Source organism: Candidatus Rubrimentiphilum sp. (assembly GCA_035710515.1).
Lineage (GTDB): Bacteria > Vulcanimicrobiota > Vulcanimicrobiia > Vulcanimicrobiales > Vulcanimicrobiaceae > Rubrimentiphilum.
In genome coordinates, this window is sequence record DASTDE010000001.1 from 948,232 (window position 1) to 969,234 (window position 21,003).

A 21,003-nucleotide genomic window follows, 5' to 3' on the forward strand; every position below is an offset into this window, starting at 1 on the left:
CGATGGTAAAAATTAGATTGCGGCGCATGGGCGCCAAAAAACAACCGACATACCGCTTCGTTGTTGCCGACCAGCGCGCGCCGCGCGATGGACGCTTCATCGAGATTCTCGGGCACTACAATCCGCGCACCGACCCGCGCACGATCGTGGTGAACGAAGAGAAAGCCAAGGCGTGGCTCGCCAAAGGTGCGCAGCCTTCGGATACAGTCCGCCGCCTCTTCACCGAGAAGGGCATCATTGAAACGAAATGAGCGCGTACGACGACGAGTTCGGTTTATTCGGCGATAAAGAAGAAGAGGGCGAACGCCGCTCCACGTTAGGCGCGCGAAAGATCGCGTCCAACGAAACGATCATCGACGACGTCGAACCCGAAGATGAAGCTCCGCCGCGCCGCCGGCCGTCTGCCGGAGGCCCCGTGCCGCGCCGCCGTCCGATGGCGCCTCGCCGGGCGCCCGACGATCCGATCGCCGCGCAGAAACGCGCGAGCGATCTATTGGAGTTTCTGGCAAAGAAGTTGGTCAGCAAAGCCGACGAGGTCGTGATTGAGAGTTTTCCGGCCGAGAACGGCGAGCAGCCGCTCATCGAGATCGGTGTCGATCCGGAAGATATCGGTAAGGTCATCGGCCGGGGCGGCCGCGTCGCGCACGCTTTGCGCACGATCGTGCGCGCCACCGCCGAGGGCCGGATCCAAGTTGAGATCCTCGACACGGACGAGTTTTACGACGACGGCGAAGGCGATGAAGGCGAGGAGCCGCAAGACGCGCCCGAGTGACGAGCTGCCCGTCGGGCGAATCGCCGGCTTGTTCGGTGTCAAAGGTGAATTGAAATGCGACCCGACCAATGCGGGTCGCATGCTTTTTGAAGCGGGCCAAGTGTTGCGAGCGGTGTTAGCCGGAGGCGTCGAGCGCGAGTTGCGTCTGGCCACGGTTCGCGAACATAAGGGCCGCCTGCTGGTGACCTTCGAAGGTGCCGCCTCCGCAGATGAAGCCGAAAAACTTGCGGGCGCAACGCTGTACGCCGACCGCAGTCGAATCGAGCTGAAGCCGGACGAATACTTGGATCGCGATCTTATCGGGTGCGCAGTGCGCGATGCAAGCGGTACGCTGGGCGTCGTCGAGCGCGTCGATCACTATCCGGGCTCGGACATGCTGGTGGTGAACGGCAAGATGATTCCGCTCGTGCAGCCGTTCATTACCGCGATAGACGTCGGCGCAAAGCGAATCGACGTTGACCTGCCCGCGGGGCTGCTCGACGATTAGTTAATTGTTTTGCGGGTGATCGGTCGCGTACGACGCGACGGCTGCATTGACGGCGCCGCTGATGGAATCTCCGTCCGCCGATGCCTCGGCGAGTTTGGCTCCGAAACACGTGTACACGGCGAGCGCGAAGGTGTACTGCTTGTGGCCGAACAGCCCGCGCCGCACGTTCTTGGAGGAGAGCACGCCGCCGGCTACCGTGTTGTTCCGCTCGCTTCCGCAGATCGCGTTGGCTTGTTTGGAAGCGTCGCCGCTCGCGTTGGTCATGTGCGCGTCGTAGCGTTGGTTCAGCGCCATGTAGAACGCGGCGGTCGCCGAACTCAGCTCGCCGGAGGTTAAACCGCCGCCAACGTGCACGACGAAGATGCCCTTTGAAGGTTTGATGACCGGCGTAGCGTGCGGATCGGGCGTCTCCTTGGCACGGTGTTTGAAGAGGCCCGCAATGCCTGCGCCCAGATTGGCTTGGTTACTCGGAAGCGGCGCCGGCGTGGCTTGTGCCGAGCTTTGATCGAAAGATTGCGCTTTGCCCTGTTCGCGCTGTACGATGCCGTCGCGCAGCTGCACTGCCTGCGAAGCAGCGTCTTGGAATGATTGGATCTGCGCGGTGGCGCCCAGAACGATCGTGCCCGAGCTTACGTCGATGACCTGTTCGACCAGCGACACACCGCCGCCGAGCGGCGTCATGTAACCGGCGACGTAATAGGCCGCGTTCAACGATTTTGCATACGTCAGGAAGTCGGCGCGCTTAACCGTCGTGGGCGCTTGCAGCGCGTCCACGCCGCCGGCCGCATTCATCTCCGCGACAAACAGCGCGGCCGCTTTGGTGCCGGTGTCCGCGTGCAGGTCGCTGCTAAAATCAAACGGGTAAATGACGACCATCGGCAGGCGGGGCGCCAGCGTCGGTGCCGGGGTCGGGCTGGGTGTCGGCGTGGGTTTGGGGGCAGGCGGACGCGCCGCGCCGATCAGCGCGAAGCTTAAGCCGAGTAAAACCACCGCGAAGACGCGACCCACTCGAGACCCTTTCTAAGGAAGCAGCAACCCGCAGAGAAACGTCGGGCCTTGGGCAATCGTTTCCTCAAGCGTCACGGGGCGCCCTCGCAAGCGTTTCAACGACGTCCTGTTGCGCGGGGCGAACCGGATCCACCAGCGGCGCGACGGTTTCGGTTCCCTTGTGGTGCGCCCAACCGGCGCTGAGCTCGGCACCGAAGAGAAAGATCGCTCCGAGGAGATAGAACCAGAGCAAGAGGACGAGCGGCGCGGAGAGAGCGCCATAGATATGCGTGAAATTAACGTGCACGGTATAAAAGGCGAATGCGTATTGAGCGGCGGGCCACATCAACGCCACGAAACTCGCACCGGGAACCGCGAACTGCCACTTGACCGAGCGGTTTGGAAGAAACGTATACAGCACGATGACCACGATGAAGATCAGCAGCATCGACAGCGCGTAAGCCACCACTTCGGAGACGTTCTGCGGATCGGGCAGTTTTGCATAAACCACGAAAAGCGAGATGACTATGGGTAGGCCCATCGCAACGATCATGACCATGCCGGCTGCCGGCAGCATGATGATCGAGAGCGCGATATCGTGAAGCAGCGGCCTGCTTTTCGGTACGGCGAGCGCGCGGTTGAGCGCGAAGGCCAATCCCATGAACAAATTCTTTCCCGCCCACACCACCACCAGAAGGGCGATGATGCTGGATATTCCACGGCTGTAGACGTACGTTTGAAGATCGTTCGCGACCGTCTCGTGAAGCGCCGGGGCGAACTCGTCGATGAAGGAGAGAATCTGGGCGTTGGCGTCGGGGTAGACCAGCGAGGCTCCGGTGATAATGAGAACGAGCAGCGGGAAGACCGCGAACATCGAGTTGAACGCAATGGCTTGTGACAGGAACGCGCAGCCGTCTCGCGTGAAGCGCATGCCGGCCTCGCGGAACGCTAAGATGAGTCGCATAAGGTCCTGCGATAGTATCGCGGTTGACCGATGATATTCCCACTTTTGACGCCCGCGCTGGTCGTGGTGCTGAACGGCTCAGTCGTACATTCGTACAGCCCGGCATATCTGCATAACGGGCACATTATGGCGCCGTTGCAGCCGTACGTGACGGCTGTGGCCGCCCGCATTGCTTACAGCGGCTCGAGCCTGGTCGTAACGCGCGGCGACCATCTGGCGAAACTTCGATTCGGCGGGCAAGCGCCGCCGGGGCAATGGGACCAGACGTACGTTGAAATTGTACCGCTTCTGCGCAGTCTCGGCGTGAACGTTGCATACGACCCGCAGCGGCGCCGCCTTGAGATCGACACGCTGCAGACGATGCTGGTCACGCCGACGCCATTTAATCCGGCCGTTCCGCTGGCATCGCCGGCCGCGATTTTTACGCCCACCGCGACGGCAACGCCGCGTCCGCAAGTCAGCGGCAGTCCGGCTCCGCGCCGCACGCCGCTTCCGCTGGGATGCTGCACGCTGTAGCGCTCGCGGTTGGTCTGACGTTCGCATCGGCGGACGGCAGTTCGATCGCGGGTACGTTGTCGTTTCCGGTCGCCTCGCGTGCGGCAGTGCCTGCGATTGTTTTGGTTGGAACAAATGGACCGGCGGACCGTACCGAGCCGGTCGGCGCGACGCCGTTATTCGATCTTTACGCGCAGGCGTTTAATGCCGCCGGGTTTGCGGTGCTGCGGTACGATACGCGCGGCATCGGCGAGAGTACGACGAAAACGGAAGCGCACGCGGTGCGCCGGCAAAATTTCGTTGACGATGCCGCGGCGGCGGTGCGCGCCCTAATCGCCGATCCGAGGATCGACGCCTCCCGCGTCTATGTGCTCGGTGTAAGTGAAGGCGGTGAGACCGCGCTGGCCGTTGCGCTGCAAGGCGTGCCGGTGCGCGGCTTGGTTCTGGTTGGGCCGCTCAGCGTGCCGTACGCGCAAGCGCTGGCGCAGCAGGATCGCGGCGCGCCGCCGCCCGTCCTCGAACACGACGCGCTACTCCTAGCCGAGCCGTATTTTCAGAGCTATCAAGCGATCGATCCGCGCAAGGAGATTGCATTCGTTCGCCAGCCGATCTTGGCGCTGCGCGGATTTGCGGACACGCAAACGCTGCCTATAGATTTCGATCAGCTTGTGCAAGCGGCGAAGGATACGCGCCGGGAGATTACCGTCCGGCGGTTTTCCGGTGACGACCACTTCTTGCTGGAGTTATCCGACGACGAGTTGCACACCGGGCCGCAGTACCAGCGGCGGCACGAATTCGATCCGGCCGCCGCGGCTGCGATCGTTACTTGGCTGCGTTCGCACTAGCGGGCTGCGGAAGAAGGCGTGCACCCGCGCTGAGCAGCGCGAGCACAACCGCAACGCCGATGGCGATCCAGCGAAGGTTTTCCGTCGCAACGATGGTCAAGCCGACCGCGTTGTCGACCGAGTAGATCCCAAAACCGGCGAAATCGATTGCCAAAGCGCCGGCGATATAGACCCCGGGCAGCTCCCAGCCGGTTGGCGCGAAGAAGCCCTTGCCGATGTGGCTCGTCAGAATTGCCGTTAGCATCACGATGATGATAATGGCCGGACCGATGCCGCCGAGCAGACCCAGTGCCAGCAGCAGGCCGCCGCCGACCTCGCCCAGACCGGCCGCCACGGCGAACAGCACGCCCGGGCGCCAGCCCATGCTTTCAAAGAAGTCCCCCGTCCCCTTGGGGCCGTAGCCGCCGAACCAGCCGAAGAGTTTCTGGGCGCCGTGCGCGGCCAGCCCCAGGCCGAAAATCAGGCGCGCGAGCAATAAAGCGATGAACATTCTATACCTACCTATCGTCTGCTACTCACTTTAAGTAGCCATGTGCTAAAATAGTAAGGGAGTCTATCGAAGATGTCAATAGCCACGCACGGGCTCTGCCCCCGTTACCATCGGGCTGTAGAGCTGGTTGGCCGCCGCTGGACGGGGGCGGTCGTCCGTACCCTTATGCCCGGCCCGCGGCGCTTCAACGAACTCCTGACGTCCATTCCGGGCCTCTCGGACCGGCTGCTCACCGAGCGGCTGCGCGAACTCGAGGCGGCCGGCATCGTCCGGCGCGAGGTCAAGCCTGATCCGCCGATTCGGGTGGTCTACGAGCTCACGGAGTCCGGCCGCGATTTGGGCCCGGCCCTCGACGAGATCGCGCGATGGGCGGAGCGCTGGATCGCTGCTCCGGCACAATCGTAGAGGTCCGCAGCTAACCGGAGACGGATTGGAAGCCCGGTGAAAGCCGGGCTTTTTGCATGTCTGCTCCTTTTGTGCGCCGTCACGGCCGCGTCCGCGGATTCATCGCCATTCGGCGATCTTGCCTATCGCTGGATCGGGCCGGCCGTAATGGGCGGGCGCCTCGACGCGGTCGCAGGCATACCGGGAAACGCAAAGATTGTTTATCTCGCGCATTCGTCGGGCGGCTTGTGGAAGTCGGAAGACGGCGGGCTTTCGTTTGCGTCGGTATTTCAGGCCGGCCAAACCGCGGCTGTCGGCGCCGTAGCGATCGATCCGCGCGACCCGCAACGCCTGCTGATCGGAACAGGTGAGGGATTTCCGCGTAACACCGCCGCGTACGGCGACGGCATTTGGCTTTCGGTTGACGCAGCGCGGCATTGGCGAAACACCGGTTTGAGCGACAGCGGAAGCATCGCCAAGATCGCATTCGATCCGCAAGACGATCGCATCGTGCTGGCTGCCGCAATCGGACATGAGTTTGCGCCCGGCGGCGACCGCGGAATTTACCGCAGCTCCGACGGCGGCTTGCACTGGAGCCGCGTGCTGTATGTTAATGAAACCACGGGTGGCAGCGACATCGCCTTCGATCCGCACGACGGCAATATCGTCTATGCGGGAACGTTCGATTTCTTGCGGCGCCCATGGACGATGCGCAGCGGCGGCCCGGGAAGCGGATTGTACAAATCCACGGACGCCGGCCGCACCTGGCGGCGGCTAACCGATCCGGCTCTGCATAACGGCTTGCCCGACGGACCGATCAACCGCGTCGGCGTGAATGTGTGCTCGAGCAATCCGCGGATCGTCTATGCGTTCGTGCCGGTGAAGAAGGGGATGCTCTACCGCTCGCTCGACGGCGGCGCGCACTGGGAGTTGAGAAATTCGAGCCAAGAGATCAATTTCAGACCGTTCTACTTTTCGCAAGTACGCTGCGACCCGTCCAACCCGCAGCGAGTCTTCGCCGTGGCCGGCGGATTGACGGTCTCAAAAGACGGCGGCATACATTTTCACAATGCGGGCGGCGGCGGCGACAACCATGACCTGTGGATCGATCCGAAGGATCCGCAGCGGCTGCTCAACGGCAGCGACTTGGGCTTCGACTATTCCGTGGACGGCGGCAAGACATGGAACTTCGACAACGTCGTGCCGTTCGCGCAGATCTATCGTGTCGGCTACGACATGGACGTGCCGTACCACGTGATGGGCGGTTTGCAGGACCATGAGGTTTGGCGCGGACCGAACGAAACGTTGAACACCAACGACGGCGTGGGCGGCGGCGCCTGGCTGAACATCTCGGACTGGGGCGACGGCCAGTATGCGATGGCCGATCCGCGCGATCCGAATATCGTTTACGAGGATACGCACTTCGGAGATCTCGCGCGCGAGAATCTGCTCACGGGAGAGCGGCGATACATTTCGCCCCAGCCGATCATCGGTTTTGGAACGCCCCCCTCCACGAATAAGTATCGTTTCAATTGGAGTGCGCCGCTGCTCATCTCGCGCTTCGACCCGGACGTCATTTACTTTGGCGGCAACGTTCTGTTCCGTTCCGGTGACCAAGGGAACTCGTGGAGCGAGTTCAGCCCCGATCTCACCCGCTGCGAACCGTCGCAACTGGCCGCGAGCGGCGGTCCGATCACGTTCGATGAGACCAATGCGGAGACGTATTGCACCATCTACGCGATCGGCGAAGACGCCAAGGACCCGGCCACCGTCTGGTACGGCACGGATAACGGCCACGTAGAACTGACGCGCGACGGCGGGAAGAACTGGCAGGACGTCATCGCAAACGTTCCCGGTCTACCGCTGCCCGCGCGCGTGAGCTCGCTCGCACCGTCGCCGGCTACCTCGGGCGTAGCGTATGCGACGTTCGATCGTCATCAGTGGAACGACTACGCACCGTATGCGTACGTCACGCGCGACTACGGAAAGTCGTGGGCGGCAATCGGGCGCGGATTGCCGAGTTACGTGCACGTGGTGCGAGAGGACCCGCGCAATTCTCAGCTGCTATACGCCGGAACGGAGACGGGCGCGCTTGCCTCTTTTGACGGCGGCGCACACTGGAACGACATTCGGTTGGGGATTCCGCACGTCGCGATCTTCGATCTGCAGGTGCATCCGCGCGACAACGACCTGATACTCGGTTCGCACGGGCGCGGCTTCTACGTGTTGGACGACGTAACACCGTTCCAACAATGGACGCGCGCGACGTCCGCGGGCACGTATCTCTTTCCACCGATGCCGGCGCTGCGCTATTCGAGTTCGTTCTACCGCGAGCACGGCCGCGGCGAATTTGTTTCGGATAACAAACCATATGGCGCGCTCCTGAGTTTGTATCTCGCCCGGACGCCCCCGGCTGCGCCGAAGGCAAAGCCTGCGGTAAACGTGCGTGTGCTGGATGCTCAGAAGCAGTTGGTCGCAGCGTTCCCTGTCACGGTGCATGCGGGACTCAACCGCTTTACCTGGGATCTTCGCACGTTGCCCCCGTCGGGTCGTGCGACGGTGCAAGACCGCCGCCGCAACTACATTTTCTATTCGATGAGGATTACGGGCCCGCAAGTCTTGCCGGGAACTTACACGCTTGAAGTTGATGCTCCGGGGGGCGTGGTGACGGCGCCGCTGGTTGTCGCAATGGATCCGCATCACCCGGCCGCGGCCGCAGATTTGCAGGCGCAATACGACGCGCTCATGGGACTTGCGGCGACGCAGGAACGCGCCGAAGTTGCGATCGCGCGGCTCGAGAACCTACGCCGCCAAATCGCGGCGGTGAGAGCGCGGGCCGGGTCGCTGGGTCCGGCGCTCGATGCGTACGACGGATCGTTGTCGGCGCAACTCGATCGACTGCGCAATCCCGAACCCAGCGGCTATCGCCGCCCGGCGATGGTGAGCGAACAGTTGGCTTACCTGCGGAATACGATCGAGCAATATGACGGTCCCCCGACCAGCACACAACAGAATTTCGCAAAGCAATACGCGGGCGAGATGACGCAGATCGAAGGCGATCTCGCGCCGTTGTTCGGAGCCCAACTCACCGCACTCAATGCGCAGTTACGCGCCGCGGCACTTCCGGAGCTGCATCTCTGAAGTCCAACTACAGCCTCTGGAAGTCCGCGCTTCTCAACGCTTTTTGGGTTCCGCTGCATTTTCAAGATACGGCGCTCATTGCGATCTCCGTGCCGGCAGCAGTCGTCTATTTTGCTCCGCAAGATCATGTGAGAGTCTTTGCGGTCTTGGCGGCGCTCGTAGCGTTTGTGTCGATGGCCGTTCCACCCGTGGCGGGCGCGCTCTCGGACAGATTGCGGCGCGAAGGCGTTCCGAGGCGCGCGTTCATCCTTGCAGGCGCCGCCGTTGACGTAGTCTGCTTGGTCATGATGGCCGAGGTCCGCAGCCTCGGCCTTTTCGCACTATTTCTCTTGCTTGCAACGGCGGGCGCGAACGTCGCCTTGGCGGCGTATCAAGCGCTACTGCCCGACGTCGTGCCGAAACAATTCTGGGGCACGGTCTCGGGCGTTCGAGGCGTCGCGATGGTTATCGGCGTCGTCGTCGGCATCGGTGTTGCGGCGGGTACGTATCCGCAAAGCACGTTCATCGGAATTGCCGTTGCGGTGGCGCTCGGAGCGATTACGCTGTTCGCGGTAAGCGAGCACGACGCGGGAAACGCAGAAGAAGATCACGCGCATATCAGCGACTGGCACGATTTCGTCGTGGTCTTTATAGCGCGGCTGTTTCTGGCGTTCGGGTTGTCGCTGTTGATGACGTTCATTTTGTACTTCTTTCGCGACGTGCTCAAGGTCGGCGATCCGAAGGTTGGAACCGGCTTAGTCGCCGCCGCGGCATTGATCGGCTCGATTGCTTCGGCGGTTTATCTGGGCTGGCTCTCCGATCGCGTGCCGCGCAAGCTTGTGGTTGCGGCCTGCGGCATTCCCATGACGCTGGCAGCGGCCGGCTTTGCGATCGTGCCGGAAGAGCGATGGATGTATGCGTTTTCCGTACTCTTTGGAATCGGGTTTGGCGGAGTTCTTTCGACCGGATGGGCGCTTGCGATCGACAGCGTTCCAAAGTTACGCGACGTCGCGCGCGATCTGGGCACCTGGGGCATCGCGCAAAATTTCCCGGCGGTTATCGCGCCGCTGTTCGGAGGCTGGCTGCTGGCGACGTACGGCACGTCGATCGCGGGGTATCGTCTGCTGTTCTTCGCAGCGGCAGGCAGCTTCGCCATCGGTTCGTTGTCGGTTTTGGCCGTGGGCCGCCGGCCGCTGTTGCCTTGGTGGGGCATGCTGCTGCGCCTGATCATAGGCTCCGTCGTTTGGATTTTCACGCACGCTGCAAACCGGATTCGTATGTGGGGACGCTTGCCGCGCCGGCGCGGCCCGGCACTTGTGATTTCAAATCATCAAAACGAGTTGGACTTGATGCCGTTTACGGCGCTGGGGTTTCTTACCGCGACGTTCCGTTCACCGTTTCTGGCGGCGACAGCGAAGCTGTTGTTCGAACCGGGCTTTATGGCGGTGCGTTTTCCGTCACTGTGGCGCGTGCTGCGAAACCTCAACATGAATGGTTTCTTTCGTTCCATCGGCTTGCTACCGATCGAAAACGAACTGCAGTCGCGGTCGATCGCGCGTTGGGCCTGGAGCGTCGAGCGTTCGCACGGAGTCCTTCCGCTTGAGGAGATCTTCAAAGCCCCGGTCATCGAGCGTTATGGCCTGCAAGGGCTGACGACGCGCGATCTGTTCCGCGCCCAGTACTTTCAAACAGCCCAGGACGCGTACGTTCGCATCACCGAGCTGCAGGCCGTGTACGGCAAAGAGCAGTTGGACGTGTCGCGGCGAGGCGTCGAAGAGGATATGGCAGCTTTCGAAGACGCTGTGCGCCGGGGCGCGACAATGTACGTGACGCCGGAAGGCGGATATACCGTAACCGGCGCGGCGTTGCCGTTTCGAGGGATCTGGGAGAGGCTGGAGCCGCTCGCTGGAGAGATCTATATCGCCGCAATCAGTTACGATCCGTTCGCGCCGAAGTTCTCGCAACTGTACCACGTGGTTCCATTACAGCGACGCGAGCAGGCCGAAAACGAGTTGCGCGCAGCGCGGGCCGTGACGGTCAGCGCGCTGCTTTCAAGCTGGCTGATAGAGCGGGACGCGGCATTTACCGAAGACGAGGCGGTCGACGCGGTGCGCACGAGTTTGAGCGCTTTACCCCGGGGCGTTTTCGTCGACCCCGAACTGGAGCAATCGCCGGACGCGGTAACGAGACGTGCCCTTGCCTCGATGCTTCGGCTAAAGATACTGGAGCGAACGGAAACCGGATACATGTTGGCTGCCGAGCGCAAACATCCGAATTATCCGATGGTAGAGGACATTGTGGCGTTTCAGGCGCGCTTTATCGGCGAGACTCTTGACGCAGCCGTTGCCTTGTCGGCCAGCGAACGCCAGTAGAAATACACCGGAATACCGGTGAGCAGAATGCCGATCCCGATCAGCGTTTCGCGCGGGACGGTTATCAGGGCGTTGACAACCACGTAGACGCTCGCGGCAATAAAGAAAAGCGTCGTCCAGGGATGACCCGGAACGGCGAAGCCGGCATGCGCCTCCGGATCGCGGCGGCGAAAGACGAAGAGCGTGTACGCGATCAGCGCAAAGTAAATAAAATCTATCGACGTTACGTAGGTGACGATTTGCTGAAAACCGTTGAAGGCCGTGATGATCGCTGCGATGATTCCCTGCACCGCGATCGCGATAACCGGCACTTGGGTTCGAGGGTGGATCCAGGCGAGCTGTTTGAAGAAGAGACCGTCGGCGGCCATCGCATAATAAAGCCGCGGCGAGACGAGCATCGCGTTGCTCAAATACCCGAGAGTTGAAATCGCAACCGCCGCTGCGACCGCACGCTGGCCGGGCGCACCGAAGACGTTGCGGACCATGTCCGCGGCCGGCGCGTGTGAATGTGCTAGGCCGTCGGGTCCGAGCATGCGAAGCGCCGCCAGCGTAATTGCCAAATACAATGCGATAACGCCGATGACGCCCCACAGCAACGCGCGCGGCATGGACCGGCGAGCATCCTTGAGTTCGGCGTCGATGAACGGCGCGGTTTGCCAGCCATCGTATGCAAACAGGACAGGAACTAAGGCGAAACCGACGAGCACGATCCAAGAACCGGGAGCGATCGGTCCCGGCAATGCAGCCGCAGGATGCGAGGCGCCGAAAAAACCGGTTAGGATGATGGCCGCGATGGCAGCGATCTTCAAGACCATGAAGACGTTTTGCGTCGTGCTGCCGGAGCGAACGCCGAGACAGTTGACAAAGGTGAGCGCCAGAATCAACGCAGCCGCCGTGATCCACAATGGTATGTGCCAACCGGTCATCGGCTCGAGATAGGCTGCGAACGCGATCGCGGAGGCTGCCATTGCGCCGGTATAACTCACCAGCAGCGCTGTCCAGCCGGCGGTAAAGGCGATGGCCGGATGCAATCCGTCGCGCAAGTAGCCGTAGACTCCGGAGACGCCGGGCCGCCGCGCGGCAAGTTCGGCGAAGATGAAGGCGCCGGCCAAAGCAACGACGCCTCCCAAAATCCAGGTCGCGACGATCAATGGCGCGGTTCGCGCGAGCTGGGCAACAAGCGGCGGCGTAAGAAATATTCCCGAACCGACCATCCCGCCCATCACGATGAGCGTGGCGTCGAAGGTGGTTAATTTGCGAGCAAGTTTCTCTTGGCCATCGGTCATCTAGCGCATGATCCGCAAATAGTGGCGGTCAAACGCGTGCAGTAGGCCTTCCTGTTGAGAATATGGACCGGGCGTGTAGGCGCGGGACGCAACGCCGGCTTGCGTCAACTCGTTAACCGCCCAATCCTGGCGGTTGGTGAGATCCCAAAAGTCCACCACGTCGGAGGAATCAAAGTACCATTCTGCCATTGTCTGCGGATCGAAGAGCCAGTCGCAAACAATCCGCGTTCGGGCCGGCCCGAGCGGCTGCACGTAATGCACCATGACGTAATCAGGATGCAAGCCGAGCAGAAGCGACGGAAAAATCGTGTAGTAGTAAACGCGCGAGCTATTTTCGTCACCCGCAAGCAACGGCCGCTGTGTCCTACCGCTTACGGTCAGGGTCGCAGCGGATTCGCGCAGTTCGGAGTAGCCGCCAAGAAACGGCCCCTCGATGAGGTCGTTCCGCCCGCTATCTGAAGGTGACAGGCGTTCGAGCTGCGGGTGAATGACCGGGCAGTGATAGCATTCGGAATAGTTTTGAAAGACGAGCTTCCAATTGCACGCCACGTCATAGGTCATGGATGCAGCCCGGCGTAGTTTCGGCAACTGCCAGGCTGCGAACCGGCCGGCGAGTGAGGCGAAAGTTTCTGCGAACGGCTCGAGCGGATCGAGCGCGACAAAAACAAATCCTTCGAACTGCGCAACGGACGCTTCGCGCAGCGGATAGGCGCTCAGGTCGAAATCCTCGACGCCGTCCATGTTGCGCGCAACACGCAGGGCTCCGTCTAAGCCGTACGTCCACGCGTGATATGGACATTGAATCGTACCTTTGAAAATGCCGGTCTCGTCCGCACAGAGACGCGTGCCGCGATGACGGCAGACATTGTAGAAAGCGCGAACGTTGCGCGCATCGTCGGCCGTGAGAATGAGACTCTCGCCGGCGATCTCCCGGACGACATAGCGTCCCGGTTCCTCCAGGTCTTCGATTCTCGCCGCACAGATCCAGGAACGCGAGAAGATCCGCTCATTTTCGCGCGCGAATATATCCGGCGAACAATACCACTGCGAATCGAGCGTGCGCGCGCCGCGCGCGGCTGAAGCCTTGACGAACGTCGTCACGAGGCGCGTCTTCCGCGCCGGCTAGGTGCGAGCCTGTGCGTTCAGTTGCGGAGCAGTTGCGGGAAACGGTGCCGCAACGCGGCCAGTTTCGGCTTGTCGTTGTAGACGACGTACGGATTGTCGGGATTGTGGGCGACGTAATCCTGGTGATAGCCTTCGGCGGCATAAAACGCCCGGAGCGGCTCGATCTTCGTAACGATGGGCGCGGAGTAAACCTTTGCGTTCGTCAAGTGCTTTATGTAAGCGCCGGCCTCGTCGCGCTGCGCGTTCGTCGTAAAGAAAATCTCGGAACGGTACTGCGTTCCTTCGTCAGGCCCTTGCCGGTTCAATTCCGTCGGATCGTGCGCGACCAAAAAATACACATCGAGGAGTTGCTTGAACGAGATCTGCGCGGGGTCGTAGGTCACTTCGACCGACTCGGCGTGACCGGTCATCCCGGTGCTCACGATTTCATAGTGCGCCGTCAGGGCATTGCCGCCGGAGTAGCCGGCCACGGCCTTGGTGACGCCCTTGAGCGGTTCGAAGACGGCCTGCATGCCCCAGAAGCACCCGCCGGCGAGCACGACGCGTTGGAGCGGCGCGGCCGATGCGGCGGCCGGAGAGAAGAGGGCGAGACCCACGAGAAGGGCTAGAGCGCGTTTCATATTCCTTATAACGCTTGCGGACCAAGCCTGGATGCGACTGCGGAGCGCCGAAGAGGTCAAGATTATGAAAGTATTCATCGCCGCGTTTTTGGCGGTATCGCTCGTCACCCCGCTACAGGCCGCAACCGTTCCAACGACGGCAACCGGCATTCCGTTGGATGCGCCGTGGAAAGTGACCGTCTACACACTCGCGCAAACGACATTCAAGCACCCGGCGTGGGGCTGGCAGCATTCCGAACGCAACTACCGGATCGCCTTGCAACTCGCGCAGGGCGACAATCTGCACGTGGACACCGATGTGCTCTTCGCGGCGGCGTTCTTGCACGACATGGCCGCATTCAAGCCGTGCAGCGATCCGAAGATGGAACATGGCGATTGCGCTGCGATCGAAAGTGAGGCCATTCTTCGCCCGGCGGGATTTCCGATGCAGAAGTATGCCGCTGTGGCTGCGGCCGAACGCGGTCACATGTACTATCGCGATCCGGGGACGATACCGGAAGCGATCGTCCTGCACGACGCGGACTCGCTTGATTTTCTCGGGGCGATCGGCGCCGCGCGTATGATCTCGCTAACGGGTGCGCAGAAACCTAGCTTCGGACCGGCGATTAAATCGCTGCGCTCGTTCATCAAGGATATTCCGCCGAAGCTCGTTACGCACACGGCGAAGACGATGGGCGCTGCGCGCGTTGCCGAACTGCAGGCGTTCCTCGACGCCATCGATCGCGAAACATTTTCAGGGACGGCGATGTAGGCGATGCCCTTTGCCGATGTAAACGGCACGCGCCTCCACTACGAAGTCGCCGGCGAAGGACCGCCGGTGGTTTTCGTTCACGGTCTGGGGCTGGACATGCGCATGTGGGACGATCAATTCGACGTATTCGCGCGTCGCTATCGCGTCATGCGGTACGACCTGCGGGGCTTTGGAAAATCGGCTCCCCAGACAGAAGAGCGATTTCTACACGCGGAAGATCTGCGCGCTCTCATGGACCATCTCGAAGCTCCAAAGGCAAACGTGATCGGCCTGTCGCTAGGCGGTATGATTGCGCTTCAATTTGCGTTGCTGTTTTCGGACGCTTTATGGAAATTAGTCTTGGTGGATGCAGCGCTGGACGGCTTCGAATGGAGCGGCGAGTGGGAAGCGGCCTATGCCGCGATTCGGGAGAGAGCGGCGCAGCAAGGTGCGAGCGCCGCAAATCAGATGTGGATGGAGCATGACTTGTTCGCTCCGGCGCGCGAACGGCCTGAGTGCCGGTCGAAGTTAGCGCAGATGGTGACCGAGTGTTCAGGATGGACATGGGTGAATAAGAGCACGGCGCGCGGCATTCGGCCGCCGTCAGCCGAGCGATTGGGCGAGATACTCGCGCCAACGCTGGTGCTTGTCGGCGAGCGCGATCTGCCGGATTTCCAGCGCATTGCGAACAAATTAACCGCGGAAATTCCGGCCGCGCGTAAGGTCGAAATGAAGGGTGTGGGCCACATGAGCAACATGGAGAATGCCGAATTGTTCAATACGATCGTAAACGGATTCTTATCGGAGCTAGATTCCCGCTAGTATTGACTTGTGCGCTTGGTCGAGCGAACTGAAGCGCCGGTAGTTCGAATACGCCGACACGACGTCACGGCTGCCGTGAATGAACAAAACGTGGCCGGTCCAATGCTGCCGAACCTCTACGACGCTCCAAAGGTCAGGCGTGACCCGGCCAAATGTGACTGTTATGGTTCCCGAATCGGCGTCTTTCGGGAGAACGGCCGGATGACACACGATCTGCGTTAGGCGGCCCGTTCGGCCGTCAATGATGTACATACCGTCATTGTGATTGGCATCGCGCTTTGAGCTCGTAAAGGAGAACGCGATGCTTCCCGGCGCACAACTGCTGCACGCCGCCGGAGCGAGACGGTATTCGGCCAGTGCGTCCGGGCTCAAAGGAACGTCAACATCTTCGCCGGGCGGCTTCTTGTCTAGTTGCGCATTGACTTTGGCAATGTCGTCAGCGGTGTACTGTTTGCCGCCGGCATTGCCGCTATAGCGATGTGCCCACACGAGACGCCCGTCATCCCGTAGGCGCCCCGAGTCATTTGCGTCGTCTTCGTTGTGGCCGGGTGCGCGCTGGGTGACTACGTAGTGCCGGTGAAAACCGATGAGCCCGTGGTGCTCGGCGGCGAGCGTTTGCAACGCCTCGCGGAGTCGTTGGGGAACGTCCGAACTCGACGCGCGAGCAACGGGGACGCCAAGCAAAAGCCCGCAAAACGCCAATACGGCGACTCTGAACAGCAACATATCTTTGATACGTTCGCGAGCCGGGCGAAGTTTCGGCACGCGTTCCTAGCTAGGTAGGCATCACCCGGGCCGATCTCGCACTTTGAGGAGACTATGAAACTGTATAGTACGGCTGCTCTGCTGGCGGCGATCGCGTTGCTGGTTGCAGCCAATCCGCCGGCAAAGAGCATCAACGCAACGCGCGCTTTTGCCGCGATTGCGCCGAAACTGAAAACGGCAACGCGCGTCCCAGTGCTGCTCCCGACGCGACTGCCGAGCTGGGTCGACGCCGGCCCGTTTGCCATCATCGAACAAAGTTCAAAGACGCATTATGCCGTGGATATTGCGGCGGTTGCGGACTGCAACGGCGCGCACGTCTGTAGTTTCGGTCACGTGTACGGTTCGTCGAAGCCCCTGAGTATAGATGACATACCCGGCGGCGGCACCTGGGTCGTGCTCGGATCGGGCGTGAAAGTCCGGTACGTCGCGTCGGTCAACTACGCGTATCCTTCGGACGCAGTCTTAGCATGGCAAAGCGGCGGCAACTATTACGCGATCACGCTGAAGGGCGGCAGTCTCGCGGACTTGGCAGCCACAATGCGGAGCATGCGCCGCTATTAGCGTCTATCGGGACGAGTTATTGGACGCCGAGCGCCAAGGCTTGGCCGCGTATAACGCGATGGAAGAGTGGGTGAGCCGTCCTCCGGATGCACCCGAAGTCCCAGGTGCCGTGTTGGAAGGCTGGGCGAAACAGTTGCGCGAGAGCCGTGAGCGCATATTGAAGCTCTTTAGGGAGCAGGGAACGCGAGACGACATCGCCGAGGCGCTCGCACGTAGCGAAACCTATCACAAGTCGCTTGGCCTAACCATTCGAGACAAACCGGAGCAATCCGAAGCGGAAGAGGAAGATAAGCCCGTCACCGGCTAGCGCGCGAAACAACCAGCCCGTTGTTTTGTAATACGGGCAGATGAGAATCGCCGTATACTCAGGTTACGGCAACGCCGATGTTGTCCGGATTTGCGATGCGCCGGAACCGGTGCCGAATGAAGACGAAGCGCTCATTTCCGTCCGGGCCGCGTCGATCGAAGCGCCCGATTGGCGCCTCATGCACGGTAAGCCGGCGATTGTGCGGCTTTTCTTCGGCATGCGCAAACCGAAGTTCAGGCCGGGTCGCAACGTGTCCGGAGAGGTTGTGGCCGTGGGCTCGCGTGTCACCGGCTTCAAACATGGCGACGCCGTTTTAGGCATGTGCCCAGGCGCTTTTGCGGAGTACGTCTGTGCGCGGGAGTCCCGCCTCGTCAAGAAGCCGGAAACCCTAACGTACGAGGAAGCCGCGGCATTGCCGATATCTGCCCTCACGGCTTTGCAAGGGTTGCGCGACTACGGAAAAGTCCGCCCTGGGCAGCGTGTCCTGATAAATGGTTCGTCGGGCGGCGTCGGTACGTTCGCGGTGCAGATTGCCAAGAACTTGGGCGCAACCGTAACCGGCGTTTGCAGCACGGGCAACGTAGAGTTGGCGCGATCTCTTGGCGCGGATCGTGTCATCGACTACACACAGCAAGATTTCACGCAAACCGAAGATCGATATGATGTTATTTACGATCTTGTAGGAGATCGGCCGCTCGCGCAGCTCGGAGCAATCCTAACTGCCGACGGTCGTTACGTCGCGGCGGGCGCGCCGAAAAATGTCACACTTTTCGGGCTGTTGGCTCGGCTAGTGGCAATGACGGTGCGTTCGCGCCTTGGCTCGCGCAAGTATGTGTCGTTCATTGCAAGGAGCAATCAGGGCGACCTAGGCTTTCTGGCCGGACTTGCCGGCGAGGGAAAGCTCAAGCCCGCCATCGATCGATGCTATACCTTGGACGAAACGGCTGCAGCACTCGGGTACGTGGATCAAGGTCACGCTCGCGCGAAGGTCGTTATCGTCATTAATGGCTAGCGCGGACGCAGGTATCGACTGAGGTGATGGTCTTGCCACCCGTGCGAACCGTTCCGTGCAGCGTGTATTCCGTCGCGGAGACGCGATCGAACGTTACCGCAATACTTGCGTCGGGGTAGATGCTGTGATAGGCGATGTGCGTCGGATCGCTGCCGGTCGCACGCATGACTGTGGCAGTTCCTTGTGTGTCGAGAACGATCGCCGTCCAACGGCCGTGCTGCGCGTCGTACGCTTGTAACTCTTCGTCGCCGCCGCCCGTCCAAGTAGCACTTTGCCGTAAAATACGGCCGTCACTATCGTAAGCATAGGCGGCACGGTAAGCGAAGCGTGTCGCTCCCGCGTGGTACGTGCAGTTCCAGGTACCAACCAGATACTGCAGACCGGCGAGTGGCGCCGGCGCTGCAGGCAAAGCCGCAGCAAGCACAAGGGAGGCGATCGTCACGACAATACCGTTCATGGATAGGCCATATATCCCAAGTGGAGTCTATTCCTGTGTCGAAATGATGGGCCGGCAGGAGGTACGTTCTTGAGACGCCTTGGATCGTTGTTAGCCGGCGTGATCGCCGCAGTCATATTTCTTTGCGGCAGCTTCTTAGGTGAGGCCCCAGCGGCGGCTCAGGTACCGTGCGCAGGTGTCGGCCAAGAATTCAGTCTTCAGCAGATGAGATCGACCCTAAAGGACATGTCGACGGAAGATCCCGCCATCATCGATCGGAATCTCAAGAATTACACCTTCCTCGTAGAACACTGGCGCGTCGTCACTCCCGGCCAGGAGAATCCAGCGGTGCGGCTCTACAGCGACGCGCTGGAGTATTGGCGCGAGAAGAAGGCTCGTCTAGAGTTGGGCGATACGGTCGAGGTTCACGCGGGTAAACGCTGGGCTTCGTTTCTTCGCGCTACGATCGACAAAGAGGAGAAGCGCATCGTCGGCACGTGGAATTGGTGGAACGGCTATACTGTCACGTTCAACGAGAACGGCGGCGCGTCATATAGGGGCAGTTCGCTCGTGCAGAGCGGCGTCGGCCGGTGGCAAAATACCGGCGGGAATACCTACCACGTGCACTGGCTGCAATCCAAGACGGACGACTACTTCACGCTGTCCTTCAACGGTATGAAGTTAGAAGGAAAGTACGATGGCAAGCCGGGTGTTAGCACGCGGAAATGCTAGGACTACATTTGAACCGCAACAACCGTATCTTAACCGTCATGTCTTTGCTCGCGATCATTCTGCTGTCGCTCCACTTGACGGATGACATCGTCTATGGGACCGATAGGTCGCCGGCCGCAAACATCGCGGTAATAGCTATCCTCGTCATCTGGCTATACGGGGCGCTGGTGCTCGCCGAGCGGCGATCGGGGCACGTGATCATGCTCCTCGGATCGCTGGCCGGCATGGTAGTTTTCACCGTTCACGTGAACAGACCAGGAGGACTGCCGGCCGGCACGCTCGCTGCATCTAGCGGAGTGTTCTTCTTCGTTTGGACACTCCTCGCGCTCGCAACCACCTCCGTTTTCTGCGCTATCCTCGCAGCGCACGGGTTATGGAATCTGCGACGCTCAAAACTGCCTTGAGCGCTGGTTGGAACCTCTACTGACGATCGGCGATTTCTCACGGGCAACGCACTTGAGCGTGAAGGCCTTGCGGCACTATCACGATGTGGGCTTGCTTAGCCCGTTCGACGTCGACCCGAACACCGGGTACCGCTTTTATAGCGCAGCGCAACTCGAGGCTGCGCAGTTGATCCGTCACCTCCGCAAACTCAAAATGCCCGTGGAACAGGTCAAGGCGGTTCTGGGGGCCTCAAACATGGACGAGCGCAACGAGATCATCGTTGCTCATCTGAAACACATGGAGGCACAGCTCGAAAATGCGCGGGTGACCGTTGCGCTGCTTCGTGCCATGCTCGAGCCTACAACCATGGAGATTGCGGTGGAACACCGTTTTGTCCCGGCTGTTATGGCAGCGGCGATCACCGAGATCGTGGAATTGGGTGCAATGGCCGCATGGTGGGCAGAAGCGTTCCGAGAAATCTATGCCGCGTTGCGTGCGCAAGGTGAAACTCCCGCCGGACCGGGCGGCGGGCTCTTTGCAACCGAAGTTTTCAGCGAGGAAATCGGCGAGAGCCTGATCTTCGTGCCGATTTCGAAAGCGCTAGCAGAATCGGGTCGCGTGCGCGTAATGGAGATTCCCGCGGTCGAAGCAGCCGTTGCCGTGCATCGTGGGCCGCTGTCCACCGCAGGGCCCTCTTATGCTGCCCTTGGCAAGTACGTGGCGGAGCATGCGATCGGGGCGGACGGTCCGATTCGCGAGTGCTATCTCGAGATGACCGGAATGTCAAACGACGACGTCGTGCGTACGGAAATCTTCTGGCCGATCTTGACTCTCCCGTAACCGGATACTGGAGAATCAACGCATGGAGGCTATTATGGCAGAGGACGACGAGCAAACCCTAATTTCCATCGTGAAGGAAATGGCAGAATCAATGACCGGTGAGCAGAGCACGCGGCACTGGGCGCCCAATGTGCTTTGGTTCGACATTCCGCCCTTTGCGTCACGGGGCGTTCAACCGGCGCGAAAGATGTTTGACAGTGTCTTCAGCAATTTTCAATCGTGTCACGTAGAGTTACTCGAGACCGACGCGATGCTGAACGGTAATATGGGCATTGTTTGCACGGTCCAAAAGGTCGAGATCGTGCTTAAGAGCGGCGCCGCCAAACGCGTAATGGCGCGTCAAACCGATTGCTTCGAGAAGCGCGACGGAAGGTGGCAGCTCATCCATCAACACGCGTCTGTCCCGTCGGGCGGCGATTGGGACGGCAAGATTACTCTATAGTCTGCTGTTGAGCGCCGCTTGATCC

Annotated in this window: 25 protein-coding genes; 17 read left to right on the forward strand and 8 right to left on the reverse strand. The window is 60.8% G+C overall.

Annotated elements, in window-relative coordinates; genetic code table 11:
* The first annotated feature begins 2 nt into the window (after positions 1-2).
* The 3 genes from rpsP to rimM are packed head-to-tail and all read left to right on the forward strand — an operon-like array spanning position 3 to position 1,259.
* Positions 3-251, forward strand: a complete 249-nt coding sequence (rpsP, locus tag VFO29_04835; GenBank protein ID HET9392831.1) for a 30S ribosomal protein S16 — start codon at positions 3-5, stop codon at positions 249-251.
* A complete protein-coding gene (locus VFO29_04840) occupies positions 248-772 on the forward strand; it encodes a KH domain-containing protein (protein ID HET9392832.1) in 525 nt (174 codons plus the stop codon). Before rpsP ends, VFO29_04840 begins: the two co-directional genes overlap by 4 nt.
* The gene (gene rimM, locus VFO29_04845; GenBank protein HET9392833.1) at positions 738-1,259 is read left to right on the forward strand and encodes a ribosome maturation factor RimM; all 522 of its coding nucleotides are present in this window, start codon (positions 738-740) and stop codon (positions 1,257-1,259) included. Before VFO29_04840 ends, rimM begins: the two co-directional genes overlap by 35 nt.
* On the opposite strand, the gene VFO29_04850 is transcribed toward rimM, so the two are convergent.
* Positions 1,260-2,267, reverse strand: a complete 1,008-nt coding sequence (locus tag VFO29_04850; GenBank protein ID HET9392834.1) for a hypothetical protein — start codon at positions 2,265-2,267, stop codon at positions 1,260-1,262.
* Positions 2,268-2,331: 64 nt separating this feature from the next.
* Positions 2,332-3,210 carry a YihY/virulence factor BrkB family protein gene (locus VFO29_04855; GenBank protein ID HET9392835.1) on the reverse strand — a complete coding sequence of 293 codons (879 nt, stop codon included), beginning with the start codon at positions 3,208-3,210 and terminating at the stop codon, positions 2,332-2,334.
* Between the two features lie 30 nt (positions 3,211-3,240).
* On the opposite strand from VFO29_04855, the gene VFO29_04860 reads away from it, so the two are divergent.
* Positions 3,241-3,726, forward strand: coding sequence for a hypothetical protein (locus VFO29_04860; protein HET9392836.1), 486 nt, complete (start codon positions 3,241-3,243; stop codon positions 3,724-3,726).
* Complete coding sequence (locus VFO29_04865) at positions 3,711-4,550, forward strand: alpha/beta fold hydrolase (protein ID HET9392837.1); 840 nt, start codon at positions 3,711-3,713, stop codon at positions 4,548-4,550. The genes VFO29_04860 and VFO29_04865 overlap by 16 nt, the downstream gene beginning before the upstream one ends.
* On the opposite strand, the gene VFO29_04870 is transcribed toward VFO29_04865, so the two are convergent.
* A complete protein-coding gene (locus VFO29_04870; GenBank protein ID HET9392838.1) occupies positions 4,528-5,040 on the reverse strand; it encodes a DoxX family protein in 513 nt (170 codons plus the stop codon). The genes VFO29_04865 and VFO29_04870 overlap by 23 nt on opposite strands.
* A 72-nt stretch (positions 5,041-5,112) precedes the next feature.
* On the opposite strand from VFO29_04870, the gene VFO29_04875 reads away from it, so the two are divergent.
* The 3 genes from VFO29_04875 to VFO29_04885 all read left to right on the forward strand — a co-directional run bounded on the left by VFO29_04875 (position 5,113) and on the right by VFO29_04885 (position 10,916).
* Positions 5,113-5,445 carry a helix-turn-helix domain-containing protein gene (locus tag VFO29_04875; protein ID HET9392839.1) on the forward strand — a complete coding sequence of 111 codons (333 nt, stop codon included), beginning with the start codon at positions 5,113-5,115 and terminating at the stop codon, positions 5,443-5,445.
* Positions 5,446-5,481: 36 nt separating this feature from the next.
* On the forward strand, positions 5,482-8,565 hold the full coding sequence (locus tag VFO29_04880) for a hypothetical protein (GenBank protein ID HET9392840.1): 3,084 nt from the start codon (positions 5,482-5,484) through the stop codon (positions 8,563-8,565).
* An 89-nt stretch (positions 8,566-8,654) separates the two neighbouring features.
* Positions 8,655-10,916 carry an MFS transporter gene (locus tag VFO29_04885; protein ID HET9392841.1) on the forward strand — a complete coding sequence of 754 codons (2,262 nt, stop codon included), beginning with the start codon at positions 8,655-8,657 and terminating at the stop codon, positions 10,914-10,916.
* Here the strand turns inward: VFO29_04885 and VFO29_04890 are convergent.
* From VFO29_04890 to msrA, 3 genes are read right to left on the reverse strand one after another with little or no spacing between them, the layout of a single operon-like run.
* The gene (locus tag VFO29_04890; GenBank protein ID HET9392842.1) at positions 10,850-12,202 is read right to left on the reverse strand and encodes an amino acid permease; all 1,353 of its coding nucleotides are present in this window, start codon (positions 12,200-12,202) and stop codon (positions 10,850-10,852) included. The two genes, VFO29_04885 and VFO29_04890, sit on opposite strands and share 67 nt — an antisense overlap.
* Positions 12,203-13,303: an aromatic ring-hydroxylating dioxygenase subunit alpha gene (locus VFO29_04895; GenBank protein ID HET9392843.1), complete on the reverse strand. Its 1,101-nt coding sequence runs from the start codon at positions 13,301-13,303 to the stop codon at positions 12,203-12,205.
* Between the two features lie 41 nt (positions 13,304-13,344).
* A complete protein-coding gene (msrA, locus tag VFO29_04900; GenBank protein ID HET9392844.1) occupies positions 13,345-13,947 on the reverse strand; it encodes a peptide-methionine (S)-S-oxide reductase MsrA in 603 nt (200 codons plus the stop codon).
* A 64-nt stretch (positions 13,948-14,011) separates the two neighbouring features.
* Here msrA and VFO29_04905 point away from each other — a divergent pair, with 64 nt between their 5' ends.
* Positions 14,012-14,698: an HD domain-containing protein gene (locus VFO29_04905; GenBank protein HET9392845.1), complete on the forward strand. Its 687-nt coding sequence runs from the start codon at positions 14,012-14,014 to the stop codon at positions 14,696-14,698.
* A 3-nt stretch (positions 14,699-14,701) separates the two neighbouring features.
* Complete coding sequence (locus VFO29_04910; GenBank protein HET9392846.1) at positions 14,702-15,499, forward strand: alpha/beta fold hydrolase; 798 nt, start codon at positions 14,702-14,704, stop codon at positions 15,497-15,499.
* On the opposite strand, the gene VFO29_04915 is transcribed toward VFO29_04910, so the two are convergent.
* Positions 15,485-16,225: a hypothetical protein gene (locus tag VFO29_04915; GenBank protein HET9392847.1), complete on the reverse strand. Its 741-nt coding sequence runs from the start codon at positions 16,223-16,225 to the stop codon at positions 15,485-15,487. The genes VFO29_04910 and VFO29_04915 overlap by 15 nt on opposite strands.
* A 93-nt stretch (positions 16,226-16,318) precedes the next feature.
* Between VFO29_04915 and VFO29_04920 the strand changes: the two genes are divergently transcribed.
* The 3 genes from VFO29_04920 to VFO29_04930 are packed head-to-tail and all read left to right on the forward strand — an operon-like array spanning position 16,319 to position 18,144.
* A complete protein-coding gene (locus VFO29_04920; GenBank protein ID HET9392848.1) occupies positions 16,319-16,825 on the forward strand; it encodes a hypothetical protein in 507 nt (168 codons plus the stop codon).
* Positions 16,826-16,844: 19 nt separating this feature from the next.
* On the forward strand, positions 16,845-17,132 hold the full coding sequence (locus VFO29_04925; protein ID HET9392849.1) for a hypothetical protein: 288 nt from the start codon (positions 16,845-16,847) through the stop codon (positions 17,130-17,132).
* A 40-nt stretch (positions 17,133-17,172) separates the two neighbouring features.
* A complete protein-coding gene (locus VFO29_04930) occupies positions 17,173-18,144 on the forward strand; it encodes an NAD(P)-dependent alcohol dehydrogenase (GenBank protein ID HET9392850.1) in 972 nt (323 codons plus the stop codon).
* On the opposite strand, the gene VFO29_04935 is transcribed toward VFO29_04930, so the two are convergent.
* Positions 18,134-18,601, reverse strand: coding sequence for a hypothetical protein (locus tag VFO29_04935; GenBank protein HET9392851.1), 468 nt, complete (start codon positions 18,599-18,601; stop codon positions 18,134-18,136). The genes VFO29_04930 and VFO29_04935 overlap by 11 nt on opposite strands.
* 204 nt (positions 18,602-18,805) lie before the next feature.
* Here VFO29_04935 and VFO29_04940 point away from each other — a divergent pair, with 204 nt between their 5' ends.
* The 4 genes from VFO29_04940 (at position 18,806) to VFO29_04955 (ending at position 20,978) form a co-directional block, all read left to right on the forward strand.
* Positions 18,806-19,312 (forward strand): hypothetical protein, encoded by a 507-nt coding sequence (locus VFO29_04940; protein HET9392852.1) that lies wholly within the window; start codon positions 18,806-18,808, stop codon positions 19,310-19,312.
* Positions 19,313-19,350: 38 nt separating this feature from the next.
* Positions 19,351-19,716 carry a hypothetical protein gene (locus tag VFO29_04945; GenBank protein HET9392853.1) on the forward strand — a complete coding sequence of 122 codons (366 nt, stop codon included), beginning with the start codon at positions 19,351-19,353 and terminating at the stop codon, positions 19,714-19,716.
* 7 nt (positions 19,717-19,723) lie between these two features.
* Entirely contained in the window at positions 19,724-20,536 is an 813-nt protein-coding gene (locus VFO29_04950) for a MerR family transcriptional regulator (protein HET9392854.1), read from the forward strand.
* Between the two features lie 79 nt (positions 20,537-20,615).
* Positions 20,616-20,978, forward strand: a complete 363-nt coding sequence (locus VFO29_04955; protein ID HET9392855.1) for a nuclear transport factor 2 family protein — start codon at positions 20,616-20,618, stop codon at positions 20,976-20,978.
* The last annotated feature ends 25 nt before the right edge of the window (positions 20,979-21,003 follow it).